Below are 19,245 nucleotides of genomic sequence, written 5' to 3'. Positions count from 1 at the left end.
CACCACCGACGACCCCGGTGCGAGACCACGCCGGCGGTCAGGCGCGCAGGCGCAAACCCTTCGGCGTGGCGCGGAAACCGGCCTCCCGCAGGACGTCCGCCATCCGCGAGCCGAGGGCGGTCTCGCCGTCCGCCCGCTGCACGGCCAGCTGACCGAGCCACCCGTCCCGCACCGCCCGGCTCAACGCCTGCGCCGCGGCACGCAGCACGTCCTCCTCCTCGCTGAACGAGAGCAGCGACCGCCCACCCCGCTCCACGTACAACGCCACCACCCCGTCGACCAGCACGGTCAGCGCACCCGACTTCCGCGCCGGCCGGTGCCTGCCCTCGCCGACCGGCTCCGGCCACGGCAACGCCGCCCCGTACGGCTGCGCCGGGTCGGCCGCCGCCAGCACCACCGCCTCCACCACGCCCGCGTGCTCCTGGCCGGGCGGCCGGGACAACGCACGCAACCGGTCCACCGCGCCCCGCGCCGCGAACTGCGCCGCGCCCAACCCCTCCACGACGTACCCGCGCACCACCTGCCCGGACTCCTCCATCGCCCGCAGCACCCGGTACACGCCGCTGAACCCGCCGGTCACCCGCTCGGTGTCCAACGCACCCCTGGTCAACACCCCGTGCCGCTCCAGGAACGCCTCCGCCCTGGCGTGCGCACGCCGGGTCGGGTCGGTCGCGGGCACCACCGCGAGGGACCAGCGGCCGGCGACGGTCGGCGGACCGGTGCGGCTGGGCAGCTCGGGCCGACCCGCCCGCATCCGGGCGTACCGGCCGCGCGGCGCGGCCCGCCGGGGCTTGTGCGCGGCGCCGCCACCCGCCACCAGCGCCCGCAACGGCGCGAGCGTGTCGTTCGTGACCACCCCCGCCCACACCAGGTCCCACAACGCGCCGACGACCTCGGCGTCCGTCGTCGGGCCCTGCGCCGACACCCGGTCCACGACCTGCCGGAAGAACAACGCGCCACCGGCCAGCGCCTCCACCACCGCCCGGTGCGGCGACGACTCGGGCACGGCCTCCGGCGCCAGGTCGGGCAGCAGCAGGTCCGCCACGTCGGTCGGCGCGAACGCGATCCACCCGTCGCCGCCCGCGAGCGAGCCGCACCCCGTCCACGTCACCTCGCCGGACGCGGTCAGCTCGTCCAGCAGCGCCGGCGCGTAACCGGGCAGCCGCGCGGGCAGCAGCAGCGATTCGACGGCGCTTGCGGGCAGCGGCGCGCCCGCCAACTGCTCCACCACCGCGTACACGTCGTCCACGGTCGGCGCGGACCGCAACCGCCTGCCCACGCCGTGCCAGCCGGGCAGGAACCGGCCCAGCGCGGCCGGTTCCACCGGTTCGACCTCGGCCCGCAGCCGCGCCAGCGACGCGCGCCGCAGCCGCCGCAGCACCTCCGCGTCGCAGAACTCGGTGTGGGTGCCACCGGGCCGCAACTCGCCGCGCACCAGCCGCCCGGCGCCCGCCATCCGCTCCAGCACCGCGGTCACGACCGCGACGCCCAGCCCGAACCGCTCCGCCGCCTGCGCCGCCGGGAACGGGCCGTGCGTGCGCGCGTACCGGGACAGCAGGTCGCCCAACGGGTCCGCCACCGGCTCGGTGAACGCCTCCGGCACGCCCACCGGCAACGCCACGCCCAACGCGTCCCGCACCCGACCGGCGTCCTCGATGGCGAGCACCCGCTCCGCACCCGCGATCCGGACCCGGATCGCCCGCCGCTGAGCCACCAGCTCCGCCAGCCACTCCGGCCGGATGCCGCGCTCGGCCGCCTCCGCCTCGGACAGGTCGCCGAGGAACCGCAGCAGGTCCGCCGCGCCCTCCACGTCCCGCGCGTGCCGGTCCGGCGCGAGCCGTTGCAGCGACCGCTCGACCTCGGCCACCACCTCCGGGTCCAGCAGCTCGCGGATCGCCTCCGCGCCCAGCAGCTCCGCCAGCAGTGCCGAGTCCAGCGACAACGCCGCCGCGCGGCGTTCCGCGAGCGGCGCGTCCACCTCGTACAGGAACATGCCGACGTACCCGAACAGCAGGCTGCGCGCGAACGGCGACGGCGCGGGCGTCTCCACCTCCACCACGCGCACCCGCCGGGCCCGCACGTCGGCCATCAGCTCACGCAGCCCCGGCACGTCGTACACGTCCTGGAGGCACTCCCGCATCGCCTCCAGCACCACCGGGAAGCTCTCGTACTTCGCCGCCACGGACAGCAGCTGCGCCGCCCGCTGCCGCTGCTGCCACAACGGCGTGCGCCGGGTCGGGTCGCGCCGGGGCAGCAGCAGCGACCGGGCCGCGCACTCCCGGAACCGGGCGGCGAACAACGCCGAGCCGCCCACCTCGGCCACCACGACCCGCTCCACCTCCTCCGGGTCGAGCAGCACGTCCTCGGCCGTCGCCACGACCTGCGCGCCGTCCGGGTCGACCGCGTCCGGCAGCCGCACCACGATCCCGTCGTCGGAGTGCGCCACCTGCACCTCGACACCGCGCCGCTCCCGCAGCCGGGCCGCGATCGCCAGCGCCCACGGCGCGTTGACCTGCGCGCCGAACGGGGAGTGCACCACCAGCCGCCAGTCGCCCAGCTCGTCCCGGAACCGCTCCACCAGCACGGTCCGGTCGTTGGGCACGTGCCTGGTCGCCGCGCGCTGCTCGGCCAGGTACGCCAGCAGGTTCGCCGCGGCCCACTCGTCCAGCCCGGCGTCGGCGGCCCGCGCGGCGGCGTCCGCGTCGTCCATCGAGGACATCTCGCGCAGGAACCTGCCCAGCGCGCGCCCCAGCTCCAGCGGGCGGCCCGGCGCGTCGCCCCGCCAGAACGGCATCCGCGCCGGCTGCCCCGGCGCGGGCACCACGATCACCCGGTCGTGGGTGATGTCCTCGACCCGCCACGACGAGGTGCCGAGCAGGAACGTGTCGCCCACCCGCGACTCGTAGACCATCTCCTCGTCCAGTTCGCCCACCCGCGAGCCGGGACCGCTCTCCGTGCCCGGTGTCATCACGGCGAACAGGCCGCGGTCGGGGATGGTGCCGCCGGAGGTGACCGCGAGCCGCTGCGCGCCCGGCCTGCCGCGCAGCTCGCCGTTCACCCGGTCCCACGTGATGCGTGGCCGCAGCTCGCCGAACTCCTCGCTCGGGTACCGGCCGGCCAGCATGTCCAGCACCGCCTGGAGCGCCGACTCCGGCAGCGCCGCGAACGGCGCGGCCCGCCGCACCAGGCCCGCCAGCGCGTCGACCGACCACGGTTCCAGCGCCACCATCGCCACGACGTGCTGCGCCAGCACGTCCAGCGGGTTGCGCGGGTACCGCACCGCCTCGATCGCGCCGTCCCGCATCCGCTCGGCGACGACCGCGCACGACACCAGGTCGCCCCGGAACTTCGGGAACACCACGCCACGCGACACCGCGCCCACCTGGTGCCCGGCGCGGCCCACCCGCTGGAGCCCGGACGCCACCGTCGGCGGCGCCTCCACCTGCACCACCAGGTCGACCGCGCCCATGTCGATGCCCAGCTCCAGCGACGACGTCGCCACCACGCACGGCAGCCGGCCCGACTTCAGCTCCTCCTCCACGGCGGTGCGCTGCTCGCGCGACATCGAGCCGTGGTGGGCGCGGGCCACGGTCGCGGTGGTCTGCGTGGTGAGCCCGGACTGCCCGATCGCCTCCGCCGGGAACCGCTCCGCCGCCACGGCCTCCTCGGCCAGCTCGTTGAGCCGGGCGGTGAGCCGCTCGGCGAGGCGGCGCGAGTTGGCGAACACGATCGTGGACCGGTGCTCCCGGACCAGCTCCAGCACCCGCTGCTCCACCGCCGGCCAGATCGAGGTCCGCTGCTCCGCGCCCGACGCGGAGCCGGTGACCTCGCCGGTGGGCTCGCCGAGCGCCGACATGTCCTCCACCGGCACCTCGACCCGCACCTCGATCGTCTTCGCCGTCTTCGGCTGTACGACCGTCACCGGCCGCCCGCCCGCGAGGAACGCGCCCACCTCCTCGACCGGCCGGACCGTCGCGGACAACCCGATCCGCTGCGCGGGCCGCTCCAGCAACGCGTCCAACCGCTCCAGGGACAACGCGAGGTGCGCGCCGCGCTTGGTGCCCGCGACCGCGTGCACCTCGTCCACGATCACCGTCTCCACACCGCGCAGCGACTCGCGTGCCGACGACGTCAGGATGAGGAACAGCGACTCGGGCGTGGTGACCAGCACGTCCGGCGGCCGGCGGGCGAACGCGCGGCGCTCCTCGGCCGGTGTGTCGCCGGTGCGCATGCCCACCGCGATCGCCGGTTCGGGCAGGGACAGCCGGTGCGCGGCCTGCCGGATGCCCGCCAGCGGAGCACGCAGGTTGCGCTCCACGTCGACCGCGAGCGCCTTCAGCGGTGAGACGTACAGCACGCGGCAGCGCCGCTTCGGGTCCTCCGGGGCGGGGCGCGCGGCGAGCCGGTCCAGCGCCCACAGGAACGCGGCCAGCGTCTTGCCCGACCCGGTCGGCGCGATGACCAGCGCGTGCTCGCCGGCCGCCGCCGCGCGCCACGCGCCCGCCTGCGCCGCGGTGGGCGCGGCGAAGGCCCCGGCGAACCACTGCCGGGTCGCGGGTGAGAAGGCGGTCAGCGCGTCCATGCCGACATCATGACCCCGGGGTACGACATCGACCGGTCGGGAACCGGGCTCGCCGCTGGTGGGGCTATGACAGGATCACCCCGATTCGCCAGCGAAGGGGTCACCGTGCGCGTCCTGTCCGTCGACCTGGGCACTTCCAACACCGTCGCGGTGCTCGCCGCGCATGGTCGGCCACCCAGGGTCGTGGAGGTCGACGGCTCCGCGACCATGCCGTCCGCCGTGTACTGCGAGGAGGACGGCTCGCTGGTGGTGGGCCGGGACGCCGAGCGGCGTGCCCGGCTGGACCCGTCGCGGTTCGAGCCCAACCCCAAGCGGCGGGTGGACGACGGCGCGCTGCTGCTCGGCGACAACGTCGTGCCGGTGGCGGACGCCCTGGCCGCCGTGCTGCGCCGCGTGCTGGACGAGACCAACCGCCAGCTCGGCGGCGAGCCGCTGGACGAGATCCGCCTCACGCACCCCGCGCAGTGGGGGCCGACCCGCCGCAACGTGCTCGTGTCCGCCGCACGGCTCGCGGGCGTGACCACGGAGGTCGTCCTGGTGCCCGAGCCGGTCGCGGCGGCGTCGCACTACGCGTCGCTGGCCGTGGGGCAGGCGCTGGCCGTGTACGACCTGGGCGCGGGCACGTTCGACGTGGCGATCGTCGGCGCGACGCAGAACGGGTTCACCGTGCTCGCCGAGGACGGCCTGCCGGACCTGGGCGGCCTGGACGTGGACCAGGCGCTGCTGGAGCACGTGGGCCGCCAGGTGTCGCACCGCGACCCGGCGGTCTGGCAGCGGTTGCTGCGGCCCGAGTCGACGGCGGACCGGCGGGCCCGGCGCGCGTTGCAGGAGGACGTGCGGGCGGCCAAGGAGTCGTTGTCGCGGCACGCGCACACCGAGGTGCCGATGCCGGAGCCGTTCGAGGACGTGCTGGTCAACCGGTCCGACCTGGAGGCGCTGGTCCGGCCGAGCATGTTGCGCAGCGTGGAGCTGCTGGCCGCGACGATCCGGTCCACCGGCATGGCGCCCAACCAGCTCGCGGGCATCTACCTGGTGGGTGGCGCGAGCCGCATCCCGCTGGTGGCGACCATGATCGCCGAGCAGGTGCGGGTGGTGCCGACGAGCCTGGACCAGCCGGAGACCGCGGTCGCGCTGGGCGCGCACCACGTGCCGAAGGACGGCGTGGCGCCCCGCGCGGACAAGCCGGTGAAGGTGACCAACGAGCCGGCCACGGTCGTCACCAAGCCGGTGACCGGCCCGAACCCCGTGCCGCCGAACCCGGCGGTGAGCGGCCCGTACCGGGTGGGCAACCCGGCCGTCAGCGGTCCCTACCCGGTGAACCCGGCGGTCAGCGGCCCGTACCAGGTGAACTACCCGCAGACGGGTCCGCAGCAGTTCAACTTCCCGAGCGTCGCGCCGCGTGCGCAACCGGTGAAGAAGAAGTCGAACAAGAACGTGTTCATCGCGGTCGGCGCGGCCGTGGTGGTGATCGCGGCGGTGTTGGGCGGGGTCCTCGCGTTGGGTGGCGCCGGTGTGCCCAGCGCGCAGGAGTGCAAGAACGACACGGAGAAGGACGCGCAGGGCTTCACGCAGTGCCTGCGGCAGCTCGCCGGGACGGTCCCGGACGGCAACACGTGCCAGGCGGGCGGTGGTTCCGGCGTGTCCGGCATCGACGCCATCAAGGGCACCGTGGTGAGCTGCACGGTGAAGGACGACTACTCGGTGCGGTACATCCTCACGGAGACCGTCACGGGCGCGCAGCAGGGCGCGGACGCCGTGGTGCGCTCGCTGAAGACCGACCGGGTCGAGGCGGAGTGGGCGGGCAACGGCCTCAAGGGCAAGTACCGGGCCGCCGCCGACGGCGGGGTCGGGCTGCTCGCGTTCACCGCCGACGACCGGCCGCTGCTGGGCATCGTGCTCAAGAGCGGCGGCGGCGACCTGACCGCCGACGCCGTCGCGGACTTCTTCGAGAACACCGTCCAGCCGGGCACCTGAACGGCCGTCCCGGAACGACGATGACCACGACGGTGGAGGTGGTGCAGCGCCGCGCGCTGCGCGTGCTCACGGCGACCCAGGTGCTGGGTGCGGCCGGGGTGGCGATCGGTCTGGCCGTGTCCACGCTGGTCGCGGCGGCGCTGTCGGGTTCCGGCGCGGTGGGCGGGCTGGCGCAGACCGCCGCGGTGCTCGGCGCGGCCGTGTTCGCGCTGCCCGCGGCGCGGCTCGCCACGCGGCGGGGGCGGCGGCCGGCGCTGGTCCTCGGGTACGGCGCGGGTGCGCTCGGCGCCGCGCTGGCGGCACTCGCCGCGGTGCTCGGCACGTGGTGGCTGCTGCTCGGCGCGCTGGTCCTGTTCGGCGCCGCGAGCAGCGCGAACCTGGCCGCCCGCTACGCGGGCACGGACCTCGCGCACCCACGGCGGCGGGCGCGTTCGCTCGCGGTCGTGGTGTGGGCGGCGACGCTCGGCGCGGTCGCCGGGCCGAACCTGGCCGACCCGGCGGGCCGGGCCGCCGCCCGGTTCGGCCTGCCCGTCGCGGCGGGTCCGTACCTGTTGGCGGCGGTGTTGTTCGGGCTGGCGGCGCTGGTGGTGCTGCGGTTCCTGCGGCCCGACCCGTTGCGCGTGGCGCGGTCCGTGATGCCCGTGACGCCCGCGCACTGCGCCGGCGGGGTCGGCGACACCCGCGGCGCGGGCGCGGTGTGGCGCGCGTTGCCCACCACGGGGAGGCTCGCGCTGGGCGGCATCACGTTGTGCCACATGGCCATGGTGGGGCTGATGTCGATGACACCGGTGCACATGGACCACGCCGGGTCGTCGCTGCGCGTGGTGGGCGTGGTGATCAGCCTGCACGTGGCCGCGATGTACGCGGCCAGCCCGCTGTTCGGGTGGTTGGCGGACCGGTTGGGCAGGCTGCCGGTGCTGGCGATCGGCTCGGCGCTGGTGGTGGCCGCCGCCGGTGTCGCGGGCATGGCGCCCGCGCACGACGCGCCGCAGCTCGCGATCGGCCTCGGGCTGCTCGGCCTCGGCTGGTCGGCGGGCCTGGTGGCGGGTTCGGCGCTGCTCACCGAGGCCGTGCCGGTGGCGGACCGACCGGCCGCGCAGGGCCTGTCGGACCTGTGCATGAACGTCGGCGGCGCGGTCGGCGGCGTCGTCGCGGGCGTCGTGGTGACCGCCTGGTCCTACGCCGCGCTGGGCCTGCTGGTGGGCTTCACCGCGTTGCCGATGCTGGTGGCGTGCCTGTTCACCACGTTGCGGCGGACGCGCTGATCAGCGCTTGCGGTGGTGGTACCACCAGGCGCGGACGCCGACCACGATCGCGGCGACGAGTCCGGCGATGATCGCGATCTGGGCGATTGGCGAGGAAAGTCCGGTCGGGTCGTCCATGTCCCGAGGCTAGCCGCCCGGCCGTGCCCGCGCCGCCGATCGGCGCGCTAGCCTGGTCGGCGATGCGCAACACCGTTTTCCGCAAGCTGATGTCGAACGAGTTCGGCCAGGTCCGGGCCGAGATGGTGGCCAGGGACCACGTGATGTCCGCCCTCGACGGGCGCACCGCGGACGAGGCCCTGGAGGCGGGCGTTCCGCCCAAGGAGGTCTGGCTCGCCGTGTGCGACGCGTTCGACGTGCCCGAACACCGTCGGTGACCGCGTGTCGAACAGGCGATCGAACACCTGTTCGGCTATAGTCCCCGGGCACGACCGGGTGACAGATCCCCGCGGGTGACCCGGTCCCCGCCGAGAAATGTCGTACCCCGCCCGTAACGTCGGCCCCGACATCGCTCAGCGACCCAGCAGACAGACGAGGTGGACTCCAGATGGCACAGGCACCCGACCGGGACAAGGCCCTCGAACTGGCCCTGGCCCAGATCGACAAGCAGTTCGGCAAGGGCTCGGTCATGCGGCTCGGCGAGGAGGGCCGCGCCCCGATCGAGGTGATCCCGACCGGCGCGATCGCGCTCGACGTCGCGCTGGGCATCGGCGGCCTGCCCCGGGGCCGCGTGGTGGAGATCTACGGCCCGGAGTCGTCCGGTAAGACGACGGTCGCGCTGCACGCCGTGGCCAACGCGCAGCGCAACGGCGGCATCGCGGCGTTCATCGACGCGGAGCACGCGCTCGACCCGGACTACGCGCGCAAGCTCGGCGTCGACACCGACGCGTTGCTGGTGTCCCAGCCGGACACCGGCGAGCAGGCGCTGGAGATCGCGGACATGCTGGTCCGCTCCGGCGCGCTGGACATCCTCGTGGTCGACTCGGTGGCCGCCCTGGTGCCCCGCGCCGAGATCGAGGGCGAGATGGGCGACAACCACGTCGGCCTCCAGGCCCGCCTGATGAGCCAGGCGCTGCGCAAGATCACGGGTGCGTTGAACGCGTCCAACACCACCGCGATCTTCATCAACCAGCTGCGCGAGAAGATCGGCGTGATGTTCGGCTCGCCCGAGACCACGACCGGTGGCAAGGCGCTGAAGTTCTACGCGTCCGTGCGCCTGGACGTGCGGCGGATCGAGACGTTGAAGGACGGCGGCGAGCCGGTCGGCAACCGCACCCGCGTGAAGGTCGTGAAGAACAAGGTCGCGCCGCCGTTCAAGCAGGCCGAGTTCGACATCCTGTACGGCGTGGGCATCAGCCGCGAGGGCTCGCTCATCGACATGGGCGTCGACCAGGGCATCCTGCGCAAGTCGGGCGCCTGGTACACCTACGAGGGCGACCAGCTCGGCCAGGGCAAGGAGAACGCGCGGAAGTTCCTGCGCGAGAACCCGGACGTGGCCAACGAGATCGAGAAGCGCATCAAGGACAAGCTCGGCATCGGCGCGACTCTCGACGCCGACGACACCGCACCCGCCCCGGTCGACTTCTGATCCGGTCGCTCCGGACGCCCGCGGGCACTCCGGAGCGGGGCGGTTCCCGGTCTGTGGTGTTCGGTTGGCACGAAGGTGGTGTGGTGAGCGGTTCGCGTGATGCCCGGGAGGTCGACCCCGGTGGCGACGACCCGTTCGAGGCGTGGGGCCGGCGTCGCGGGTCGTCGGGCGAGGCCGTGCCGCTCACGTCGGCCGCCGAGCGGGTGGTGGACGCGGACGACCCGTTCGAAACCCTGGGCCGGCGGCGAACCACGTCCGGTGAGGCCGTGCCGGCGCCCTCGGGTGGGGACCGGGCCGAACGGGCGGCGGATCCCTTCGCGCCCGCGCCGGAGTCGGATCAGTCGGACCCGGCCGCGTCAGCGCTGTCGGGGGAGGGCCGGGCCGAACGGGCGGCGGACCCGTTCGCGGGCGTCGAACCCGGCCAGGTGGGCGAAGCCCGCCGACGTGGTTCGTCCTCGCGGGACGAACCGGCCGGTCTGTTCCCCGGGGAAACCGCCCGCCCGGGTACTTCCCGCCGCGGCACTTCCCGCAGCGGCGCGGCGGGCCGACGCGCCCCCGGCGGGGGATTGGCGGATCGGGTCGGGTCGGGTGCGCACGACGTGGTCGGCGCCGATGGCGGCGGTTCGACCGACCGGGCGCGGCGTGCTGGTCGGCGTGGACGCCGGGGCGAGGCCGTGCCCGAAAGTCCCGTCGACCCGGCCAAGGAACAGCGTCAGGCCACCGACATCTGCTACGCGTTGCTGACCGCACGGGCACGCAGCCGGGTCGAACTCAAGGAAGCCTTGCTGCGCAAGGGAATCCGCGAGGAGACAGCGGAGTCGGTGCTCGGCAGGTTCGACCGGGCCGGGCTCATCGACGACGCCGCGTTCGCCGAGGTCTGGGTCCGCTCCCGCCACACCCACCGGGGTCTGGCGCGACGCGCGCTGGCCATGGAACTGCGCCGCAAGGGCGTCGCCGACGAGGTGGCCGCCGAAGCCGTCGCCGCGGTCGATGACGACGCCGAGCGGGAACGGGCGCGGGAACTGGTGCGCAAGAAGCTGCGCTCCATGTCCGGTGTGGACGACCAGGCCAAGATCCGGCGACTGGTGGGAGCGTTGGCACGCAAGGGTTATGCCGAGGGGATGGCGTACCGCGTGGTGCGCGAGGAGTTGCGGGCGGCGGAGGACGAGTCACCGCTGGACGACTTCCTACCCGACTAGGCCGCCCGCGCCGGCGCTGTCCTGCACCGCCCGCCCGCCCGCACCGCCGGCCCGGCCGCTCGCACCGCCCGGCTGGCACCGCCCTGCCTGCATCGTCCGCTGGCACGGCCCGCCCGCACTACCTGGCCCGCGCCGCCCTGCCGGCATTGTTCGCCCGCACCGCCAGCACCGCCCGGCTCGCACTGTCCGCCGAACGCGGCCTGGCGGGGATGTCCGACCGCGCTGTCCGCGATGCGAAGCCCGTCGCGGCGGGTGACGCCACCCGACCCGCTCGTCCGACCGTCCGCCCCGCCGAGCCGAACCCCGCCCGGCCCGCTAGTCCTGCCCGTCCGCCTTGCTGAGCCGCCAGAACTGGCGCTTGCGCTCCTCGCGGACGACCACGCCCAGCCTGGCCAGCTCGGCGCGCAGCTGGGCCACGTCCTTCTCGTCGTCGTTCTTCAACGCCTTCGCACGAGCCTTCAGCAGTGCGTTCGCACCGGGCGGCAGACCGGGCACGTCCTCCACCCACCGGCGGAACTCGTCGCGGTAGGGGTCTTCCGGCAGCCACGGGTAACCGTGCCGCTGGAAGGCGTCCGCCAGTTCCTCGCCCTTCAGGTCGGACTTCTCGCGGGCCAGTTCCTCCGCGGCCAGGCCGAGGATGACGAGTCTCTTGCCGTCCAGGAACACACCGGCGACCTTGGTGCGGTCCACCGCCCGCTCCTCGCCGCCCCGGTTGAGCACCACCATCTCGTCGGCGACCTCCACCGACAACCGCTCCTGCGCCGCGATGAACGCGACCGCCAGGCCCACCAGCACACCCAGCCCGATCGCACCCAGCGTGGCCTGCGGTTCGGGGATCGACGCCACCAGCTCGAACGGCCCGCGCAGCGGCGCCCACGGCAACGACACCACCCAGTCCGCCGCGGCCTGCACACCCCACAGCACCGCGGCGCCCAACACCGGGAAACCCGTCCACACCAGGCCGACCTGCCAGCCCGGTTCGGCGACCGTGGTCGTCCGCTGCGTGTCCATGCTCTCCTCCCCGAAAGTGCCGAAACAACCTATCGCAGCGCGGCCGGCTATCTTGGCGGGTCGGGAGAAGGGGGCGCTGTGCGGCACGTGGTGTGGGACTGGAACGGAACGCTGCTCAACGACACGCACGCCGTGCTCAAGGCCGTGAACCGGGTGTGCACGCACTTCGGCCGGGTGGAGGTGTCGCTCACCGAGTGGCGCGCGATGTTCAGCCGCCCTTTGGTCGCCTGCTATGAACGGCTTCTCAGCCGGACGCTGTCGGCGGCGGACTGGGCGTTGATCGACCTGCTGTACCACGAGGAGTACCGGGGTCTGCTCGACACGTGCCGGCTGGCGGACGGCGTGCCGGACCACCTGCGGACCTGGCCGGGCACCCAGTCCCTGCTGTCGATGTGGTTCCACGACGAACTCGTGCCGCTCGTGACCGCCTTCGGGCTCACCGGCCTGTTCACGAGGGTCGACGGCCTGCGCTTGGACACCGACGGCGGCTCCAAGGCCGAACACCTGGCACAACACCTCGCGCACCAGGGGCTCGACCCGGCGGACGTCGTCCTGATCGGCGACGTGGTCGACGACGCCGAGGCGGCTCGGCACGTCGGTGCGCGGGCGATCCTCGTCACCACCGGTGTCGGCGACCGCGGCAAGCTCGCCGCGACCGGCGTCCCGGTGGTCGACTCAATCCCCGAGGCCCTCGCCCGCCTGAGCTGAGACGAGGCCGTGCCCGCCCGGCGACGCACCGGGCGGGCACGGGACGGGTCGTCACAGGGCGGCGGCGGCCTTGGCCAGGGTTTCGACGCGAGCGAAGTCGCCCGTCGCCAGGGCGTCCTTCGGGGTCAGCCACGAGCCGCCGACGCAGCCGACGTTCGGCAGCGCCAGGTACCGCGGCGCGCTGTCCGGCGTGATGCCGCCGGTCGGGCAGAAGCGCAGACCGGGCAGCGGCGCGCCGACGGACTTCAGGTAGTCGACCCCGCCCGCGGCCTCGGCCGGGAAGAACTTCAGGGCCGTCAGGCCGCGCTCGGCGATCCGCAACGCCTCCGACACGGTCGCCGCACCGGGCAGGAACGGCAGCCCGGTGTCCTCGACGGTGTCCAGCAGGCGGTCCGTCGAACCGGGCGTGACCAGGAACGACGCGCCGGCCGCGGCGGCCTGCCTGGCGTGCTCCGGCGTGGTCACGGTGCCCGCGCCGAGCACGATGTCCGGCACCTCGGCGGCAATGCGCTCGATCGCCGCCAGGGCCGCCGGCGTGCGCAGGGTCAGCTCGATGACGCGGATGCCCCCGCGCAACAGGGCCTGTGCCAGCGGCACGGCCTGCGCGGCGTCGTCGAGCACGACGACGGGGATGACGGGGGACAGGTCCAGCAGATCCGCGCTGGTGGTCACCGAGTTACCTCCTGGTTCGCGCGGCCCGCGAAGTGCGAGGCCGCGATGGGGCCGAACACGCTCGCACCCCGGTCGGCGGGTCCGACCGAGCGGCGCAGCGCGGCGAACAGCTCACGTCCCGTGCCGGTCCACGCCTGCGCGTCCGGGGGGAAGTCCACCAGCTCGCGCCCGGCCAGCTCCGCCGGGTCCACGAGCACCTCCAGCGTGCCGGTCTCCGCGTCGACCCGCAGCACGTCGCCGTCCCGCACGCGAGCCAGCGGACCGCCGACCGCGGCTTCCGGCGTGACCTGGATGGCCGCCGGGACCTTGCCGGACGCACCGGACATCCGGCCGTCGGTCACCAGGGCGACCCGGAACCCCCGGTCCATCAGCACACCCAGGGCGGGCGTCAGCTTGTGCAGCTCGGGCATCCCGTTGGCCTGCGGTCCCTGCTGGCGCACCACGACCACCACGTCCCGCTCCAGCTCACCGGCCTGGAACGCCGCGCTGAAGCCCTCCTGCGTGGTGAACACGCGCGCGGGCGCCTCCACGACGCGGTGCTCCGGCCGCACCGCCGACACCTTGATCACCGCGCGGCCGAGGTTGCCGGTCAGCATCCGCAGCCCGCCGTCCGCCGCGAACGGGTCGGACGCGGGCCGCAGCACGTCGGTGTCCAGGGAACGGCCCGCGCCGTCACGCCAGGTCAGCGCGCCTTCGATGAGCACCGGCTCCTTGCGGTACCGGTCGAGCCCGTCGCCCGCCACGGTCCGCACGTCGCCGTGCAGGAGACCGGCGTCGAGCAGCGTCGACACCAGGAACTGCACACCGCCCGCCGCCTGGAAGTGGTTGATGTCGGCGGACCCGTTGGGGTAGACGCGGGCCAGCAGCGGCACCACCGCGGACAGGTCGGCGAAATCGTCCCAGCCCAGCTCGATGCCCGCGGCGGAGGCGATGGCCACCAGGTGCATGGTGTGGTTGGTCGAACCGCCGGTCGCGAGCAGCGCGATCACGCCGTTCACCACGGACTTCTCGTCCACCACGTGCCCGATCGGGGTGTACTCGCCGCCGCGGCTGATCTCCACGGCGCGGCGGGCGGCCTCCTCGGTCAGCGCGCGGCGCAGCTTCGTGCCCGGCGGGACGAAGCTCGCGCCCGGCAGGTGCAGGCCCATCACCTCCACCACGAGCTGGTTGGAGTTGGCCGTGCCGTAGAACGTGCAGGTCCCGGGGCTGTGGTAGGACGCCGACTCGGCTTCCAGCAGGTTCTCGCGGGACGCCTTGCCCTCGGCGAAAAGCTGCCGCACGCGGGCCTTCTCCGAGTTGGGCAGCCCGGAGTGCATGGGACCCGCGGGCACCAGGATCGCGGGCAGGTGCCCGAACGACAACGCCCCGATCAGCAGGCCCGGCACGATCTTGTCGCACACGCCGAGCAGCAGGGTCGCGTCGAACATGTCGTGGGACAGGGCGACACCGGTGGACATCGCGATGACGTCGCGGCTGAACAGGGACAGCTCCATGCCGGCGCGCCCCTGCGTGATGCCGTCGCACATGGCGGGCACGCCGCCCGCGAACTGGGCCACGCCGCCGGCGGCACGCGCGGCGTCCTTGATCCACCCCGGGTACTCGTGCATCGGCTGGTGCGCGGACAACATGTCGTTGTACGACGACACAATCGCCACGTTCGGGCGACGGAGAGCACGCAGCGCCTCCTTGTCACCCCCTGTGATGCCCGCGAAGCCGTGGGCGAAGTTGCTGCACGCGAGGTCGCGGCGGACCGGTCCCTCGGTGTGGGCCTCGGCGAGTCGTCGCAGGTAGGCTGACCGGCCGGGGGCGCTGCGGGCGGCGATTCGGGCCGTCACCTCAGCGACGACGGGATGCACGCTCATGGTTCGCTGTCTCCGGTGGTGATCACGGGCCGTGGTGGGCCCGGTGGACGACAGCGCTGGCGTCGCACGGACGGACGTGACAGCTCACACACTATGTCACGACACCTCGCCATCACAAAAACGATTCAGAGCCTGAGACGAAACGCGGCCCTTTGTGGTGCTTGTCACAGGCGGGGAAACGGGGCAGAGTCGGCATCCGGACCCCCAAGGGAGGTGCTGCCATGACGTCCTCGGAGATCGTGGAACTGCGCCGAGCGCTCGGCCGGCTCCGCCAGTGCGTCGGCTCCCTGCGCTCGCGGTACGGCGATGTCGCCGCGGTGCAGCGGCTGGCCAACGACGTGGAGCGGATGGACATCGACGCCACCGAGCTGATCGACCTGGACAGCGCACCCCGACCGCGGGAGGCGCCCGCGGTGGAGCGGGAAGTGGTCGTCGTGCCCGACACGCCGTACGACCCCAAGCTCTGGCGAGACGCCGACGACGAAGGTCTGGGCGGCTACCGCCACACCTGAACCCCCGCAGACCGGCCCCCGCGACACAGCGCGGGGGCCGGTTTCGGTTTTCCGGAGGTCCGGCACGGCCCCTACCCGATCACAACCGTCCCGATCACGACCGTCCCCGCCACAGCGAAGTGGAACCGAGGTGAGGTATGAGGGCGCAGATCGCCCAGCGCACGCTGCGCACGGACCGGTGGTGGCTGCCACCGGTGGCCACGTTCGCGGGCCTGCTGCTGATCTCGATCTACGCGGCGGTGCGCACCTTCATGGGCGACTTCTACTGGGTCGACGAGTACCGGTACCTGACACCCATGTACTCGCCCTGCCTGAGCCAGGAATGCGTCGAGGCGGCCGCGCACTTCGGCCGCCCGCTGCCCGAGCTGCCGGGGTTCCTGACACCCCCGGTGGTGATCATCCCGTTCCTGCTCGGCTTCCGGGTGACCTGCTACTACTACCGCAAGGCGTACTACCGGGCGGCGTGGCTGTCCCCACCCGCCTGCGCCGTCGCGGAACCGCACGCCAAGTACACGGGTGAGACCCGTTTCCCGCTGATCGCGCAGAACTCGCACCGGTACTTCTTCTACGCCGCGTCGCTCCTGCTGCTGATCAACATCTACGACGCGTTCTACGCGCTGACCACCGGCCTCGGCCTGGGCAACCTGGTCCTGCTGGTCAACGTCGGCCTGCTCGCCGCGTACACGCTGTCGTGCCACTCCTGCCGCCACATCACCGGCGGGCGGCTGAAGCACTTCTCCAAGCACCCGGTCCGGTACTGGATGTGGACGCGGATCTCCAAGCTGAACGCCCGCCACATGCAGCTGGCGTGGGCATCGCTGATCTTCGTCTGCGTCACGGACCTCTACGTCGCGCTGGTCTCCTCCGGGACGATCGCCGACCTCCGGATCATCAACTGAGGAGCTGGATTTGCCCGAGGTGGAACGGCATTCGTTCGACGTGTTGGTGATCGGCGCGGGAGGCGCCGGTTTGCGCGCGGCGATCGAGGCCAGGGAACACGGGATGCGCACGGCGGTGCTGTGCAAGTCGTTGTTCGGCAAGGCGCACACGGTGATGGCCGAGGGCGGTATCGCCGCGGCCATGGGCAACGTCAACGCGGGTGACAACTGGCAGGTGCACTTCCGCGACACGATGCGTGGTGGGAAGTTCCTGAACAACTGGCGGATGGCCGAGCTGCACGCCCGTGAAGCACCGGACCGCGTGTGGGAGCTGGAGACCTACGGCGCGTTGTTCGACCGCACCGCGGACGGCCGGATCAGCCAGCGCAACTTCGGCGGCCACGAGTACCCGCGGCTCGCGCACGTCGGCGACCGCACGGGGCTGGAGCTGATCCGGTCGTTGCAGCAGAAAGTCGTTTCGCTGCAACAGGACGACCACGAGGCGACCGGCGACTACGAGTCGCGGCTGAGCGTGTTCGCCGAGTTCACCGTCACGGACCTGGTGCTGGACGACGGGCGCGTCGCGGGCGCGTTCGGGTACTGGCGCGAGTCCGGGCGGTTCGCGTTGTTCGAGGCGCCCGCCGTGGTGCTCGCGACCGGCGGCATCGGCAAGTCGTTCAAGGTGACCTCGAACTCGTGGGAGTACACCGGCGACGGGCACGCGCTGGCCCTGCGCGCCGGCGCGTCGCTGATCAACATGGAGTTCATCCAGTTCCACCCGACCGGCATGGTGTGGCCGCCGTCGGTGAAGGGCATCCTGGTCACCGAGTCGGTGCGCGGCGACGGCGGCGTGCTGCGCAACTCGGACGGCAAGCGGTTCATGTTCGACTACATCCCCGAGGTGTTCAAGGACAAGTACGCCGACAGCGAGGACGAGGCCGACCGCTGGTACACCGACCCGGACCGCAACCGCCGCCCGCCCGAGCTGCTGCCCCGCGACGAGGTGGCGCGGGCCATCAACGCGGAGGTCAAGGCGGGGCGCGGGTCCGAGCACGGCGGCGTGTTCCTGGACGTGTCGACGCGCCTGCCCGCCGAGGAGATCCGCCGCCGGCTGCCGTCGATGCACCACCAGTTCAAGGAACTCGCCGACGTCGACATCACCGCGCAGCCCATGGAGGTCGGGCCGACGTGCCACTACGTGATGGGTGGCGTGCGGGTCGACCCGGACACCGGCGCGTCGTCCGTGCCGGGGCTGTTCGCGGCGGGTGAGGTGTCCGGCGGGATGCACGGCTCCAACCGGTTGGGCGGCAACTCGCTGTCCGACCTGCTGGTGTTCGGCCGGCGTGCGGGCGAGGGCGCGGCGGAGTACGTGTCCGGGCTGGTCGAGCGCCCGGTGTGCGGGGACGACGCGGTCGCGGAGGCCGAACGCGTCGCCCTCGCGCCGTTCGCCGGTGAAGGCGGGGAGAACCCGTACACGCTGCACATGGAGTTGCAGCAGGTGATGAACGACCTGGTCGGCATCATCCGGCGGGCCGAGGAGATGGAGCAGGCGGTGGGGCGCCTGGCGGACCTCAAGCGCCGTGCGCGTGCGCTGACCGTGGAGGGGCACCGCCAGTTCAACCCGGGCTGGCACCTGGCGTTGGACCTGCGGAACATGCTGGTGGTCAGCGAGTGCGTGGCGCGGGCGGCGTTGCTGCGCACCGAGTCACGTGGCGGCCACACCCGCGACGACCACCCCGGCATGGACCCCGAGTGGCGGCGCAAGCTGCTGGTGTGCGAGGCGTCCGACGGCGACGTGACCGTCACCGAAGCGCCCCAGATCCCCATTCGCGCCGACCTGCTGGCGTTGTTCGACCACAGCGAGTTGCAGAAGTACCTGACCGTCGACGAACTGGAGGGCTGACATGGGGTACCAGGGGCACTTCCGGGTCTGGCGCGGTGATGCGGACGGGGGAGGGCTGGAGGACTTCACGGTGGAGGTCAACGAGGGCGAGGTGGTCCTCGACGTCATCCACCGGTTGCAGGCCACGCAGGCGGCGGACCTCGCCGTGCGGTGGAACTGCAAGGCGGGCAAGTGCGGGTCGTGCTCGGCGGAGGTCAACGGCAAGCCGCGGCTGCTGTGCATGACCCGCATGTCCGTGTTCGCCGAGGACGAGACCGTGACCGTCACGCCGATGCGCACGTTCCCGGTGATCCGGGACCTGGTGACCGACGTTTCCTACAACTACCGGAAGGCACGCGAAATCCCGGCGTTCCAGCCGCCTAAGGGCGTCGCGGCGGGCGACTACCGGATGTCCCAGGTGGACGTCGAGCGCTCGCAGGAGTTCCGCAAGTGCATCGAGTGCTTCCTGTGCCAGAACACCTGCCACGTCATCCGCGACCACGAGGAGAACAAGCAGGCGTTCGCCGGGCCGCGGTTCCTGATGCGCGTGGCCGAGCTGGAGATGCACCCGCTGGACGAGGCGGACCGCGTCCAGGCCGCGCAGTCCGAGCACGGGCTGGGCCTGTGCAACATCACCAAGTGCTGCACGGACGTCTGCCCGGAGCACATCAAGATCACCGACAACGCCCTGATCCCGATGAAGGAACGGGTGGCCGACCGCCGCTACGACCCGATCGTCTGGCTGGGCAACAAGCTGTTCCGCCGGTCCTGACCGGTCGCGCGGGGGCGGTCCGGAACGGCGTCCGGACCGCCCCCGCGCGTGTGCCGGGCTGTGCCGTGTCATCCGTCTCGTGGGCGACTCGGCAACCCGGGTTCCTCGACGCCGCGGTCGCACTGGACTTCTACACGCGACCCCGTGAGGGCGGTTCGACCGAACTCGTGCCCACCGCGACCGCCGAGTTGATCCGCCTGATCAAGGGGTACCGCTCCATAGCGCGCCGCGCTGCTCGGCCTTGCCGGGGCCGGGAACCTCCGGCGTTGAGCTGGAAGCTGTGAAAAGCGCCTGGCCGAGTGGTCGGCGGGAAACCGACCACTCGGCCAGGCGCGACTAGCCC

General features: G+C 73.1%; 14 protein-coding genes. 10 read left to right on the top strand and 4 right to left on the bottom strand.

Going from position 1 to position 19,245, the window contains the following annotated elements:
• Positions 1–37: 37 nt before the first annotated feature.
• Positions 38–4,582: an ATP-dependent helicase gene (locus tag KZQ38_RS31005; RefSeq protein WP_219447169.1), complete on the bottom strand. Its 4,545-nt coding sequence runs from the start codon at positions 4,580–4,582 to the stop codon at positions 38–40.
• Between the two features lie 105 nt (positions 4,583–4,687).
• On the opposite strand from KZQ38_RS31005, the gene KZQ38_RS31000 reads away from it, so the two are divergent.
• From KZQ38_RS31000 to KZQ38_RS37555, 5 genes are all read left to right on the top strand, one after another.
• Positions 4,688–6,556, top strand: a complete 1,869-nt coding sequence (locus tag KZQ38_RS31000; RefSeq protein WP_219447166.1) for an Hsp70 family protein — start codon at positions 4,688–4,690, stop codon at positions 6,554–6,556.
• A gap of 20 nt (positions 6,557–6,576) precedes the next feature.
• On the top strand, positions 6,577–7,821 hold the full coding sequence (locus tag KZQ38_RS30995) for an MFS transporter (protein WP_219447163.1): 1,245 nt from the start codon (positions 6,577–6,579) through the stop codon (positions 7,819–7,821).
• 179 nt (positions 7,822–8,000) lie between these two features.
• Entirely contained in the window at positions 8,001–8,195 is a 195-nt protein-coding gene (locus KZQ38_RS30990; RefSeq protein WP_219447160.1) for a DUF3046 domain-containing protein, read from the top strand.
• 170 nt (positions 8,196–8,365) lie between these two features.
• Positions 8,366–9,406: a recombinase RecA gene (recA, locus tag KZQ38_RS30985; RefSeq protein ID WP_219447158.1), complete on the top strand. Its 1,041-nt coding sequence runs from the start codon at positions 8,366–8,368 to the stop codon at positions 9,404–9,406.
• An 83-nt stretch (positions 9,407–9,489) separates the two neighbouring features.
• Complete coding sequence (locus KZQ38_RS37555) at positions 9,490–10,605, top strand: regulatory protein RecX (RefSeq protein WP_372452307.1); 1,116 nt, start codon at positions 9,490–9,492, stop codon at positions 10,603–10,605.
• A gap of 315 nt (positions 10,606–10,920) precedes the next feature.
• Here KZQ38_RS37555 and KZQ38_RS30975 read toward each other — a convergent pair whose 3' ends face one another.
• Entirely contained in the window at positions 10,921–11,616 is a 696-nt protein-coding gene (locus KZQ38_RS30975; RefSeq protein ID WP_219447156.1) for a YqeB family protein, read from the bottom strand.
• A 78-nt stretch (positions 11,617–11,694) separates the two neighbouring features.
• On the opposite strand from KZQ38_RS30975, the gene KZQ38_RS30970 reads away from it, so the two are divergent.
• A complete protein-coding gene (locus KZQ38_RS30970) occupies positions 11,695–12,324 on the top strand; it encodes an HAD family hydrolase (protein WP_219447154.1) in 630 nt (209 codons plus the stop codon).
• Positions 12,325–12,375: 51 nt separating this feature from the next.
• On the opposite strand, the gene eda is transcribed toward KZQ38_RS30970, so the two are convergent.
• Positions 12,376–12,996, bottom strand: coding sequence for a bifunctional 4-hydroxy-2-oxoglutarate aldolase/2-dehydro-3-deoxy-phosphogluconate aldolase (gene eda, locus KZQ38_RS30965; RefSeq protein WP_219447152.1), 621 nt, complete (start codon positions 12,994–12,996; stop codon positions 12,376–12,378).
• The gene (gene edd, locus KZQ38_RS30960) at positions 12,993–14,858 is read right to left on the bottom strand and encodes a phosphogluconate dehydratase (protein WP_219447150.1); all 1,866 of its coding nucleotides are present in this window, start codon (positions 14,856–14,858) and stop codon (positions 12,993–12,995) included. The genes eda and edd overlap by 4 nt, the downstream gene beginning before the upstream one ends.
• Positions 14,859–15,079: 221 nt before the next feature.
• Between edd and KZQ38_RS30955 the strand changes: the two genes are divergently transcribed.
• From KZQ38_RS30955 to KZQ38_RS30940, 4 genes are all read left to right on the top strand, one after another.
• Positions 15,080–15,370 (top strand): Rv0250c family protein, encoded by a 291-nt coding sequence (locus KZQ38_RS30955; protein ID WP_219447148.1) that lies wholly within the window; start codon positions 15,080–15,082, stop codon positions 15,368–15,370.
• 137 nt (positions 15,371–15,507) lie between these two features.
• Entirely contained in the window at positions 15,508–16,269 is a 762-nt protein-coding gene (sdhC, locus tag KZQ38_RS30950; protein ID WP_219447146.1) for a succinate dehydrogenase subunit SdhC, read from the top strand.
• Between the two features lie 10 nt (positions 16,270–16,279).
• On the top strand, positions 16,280–18,151 hold the full coding sequence (locus tag KZQ38_RS30945) for a fumarate reductase/succinate dehydrogenase flavoprotein subunit (protein ID WP_219447145.1): 1,872 nt from the start codon (positions 16,280–16,282) through the stop codon (positions 18,149–18,151).
• 1 nt (position 18,152) lies between these two features.
• A complete protein-coding gene (locus tag KZQ38_RS30940) occupies positions 18,153–18,902 on the top strand; it encodes a succinate dehydrogenase/fumarate reductase iron-sulfur subunit (protein ID WP_219447144.1) in 750 nt (249 codons plus the stop codon).
• Positions 18,903–19,245: the final 343 nt, after the last annotated feature.

This window comes from Saccharothrix obliqua (assembly GCF_019375475.1).
Lineage (GTDB): Bacteria > Actinomycetota > Actinomycetes > Mycobacteriales > Pseudonocardiaceae > Actinosynnema > Actinosynnema obliqua.
The sequence above is the reverse complement of the archived record's forward strand: the minus strand, read 5'-3'. Positions and strand labels throughout refer to the sequence as shown.

Coding starts and splice junctions, on each gene's coding strand:
- KZQ38_RS31005 (WP_219447169.1), bottom strand. CDS start 4,582: ATGGACGCGCTGACCGCCTTCTCACCCGCGACCCGGCAGTGGTTCGCC.
- KZQ38_RS30995 (WP_219447163.1), top strand. CDS start 6,577: ATGACCACGACGGTGGAGGTGGTGCAGCGCCGCGCGCTGCGCGTGCTC.
- KZQ38_RS30990 (WP_219447160.1), top strand. CDS start 8,001: ATGCGCAACACCGTTTTCCGCAAGCTGATGTCGAACGAGTTCGGCCAG.
- recA (WP_219447158.1), top strand. CDS start 8,366: ATGGCACAGGCACCCGACCGGGACAAGGCCCTCGAACTGGCCCTGGCC.
- KZQ38_RS30975 (WP_219447156.1), bottom strand. CDS start 11,616: ATGGACACGCAGCGGACGACCACGGTCGCCGAACCGGGCTGGCAGGTC.
- edd (WP_219447150.1), bottom strand. CDS start 14,858: ATGAGCGTGCATCCCGTCGTCGCTGAGGTGACGGCCCGAATCGCCGCC.
- KZQ38_RS30955 (WP_219447148.1), top strand. CDS start 15,080: ATGACGTCCTCGGAGATCGTGGAACTGCGCCGAGCGCTCGGCCGGCTC.
- sdhC (WP_219447146.1), top strand. CDS start 15,508: ATGAGGGCGCAGATCGCCCAGCGCACGCTGCGCACGGACCGGTGGTGG.
- KZQ38_RS30940 (WP_219447144.1), top strand. CDS start 18,153: ATGGGGTACCAGGGGCACTTCCGGGTCTGGCGCGGTGATGCGGACGGG.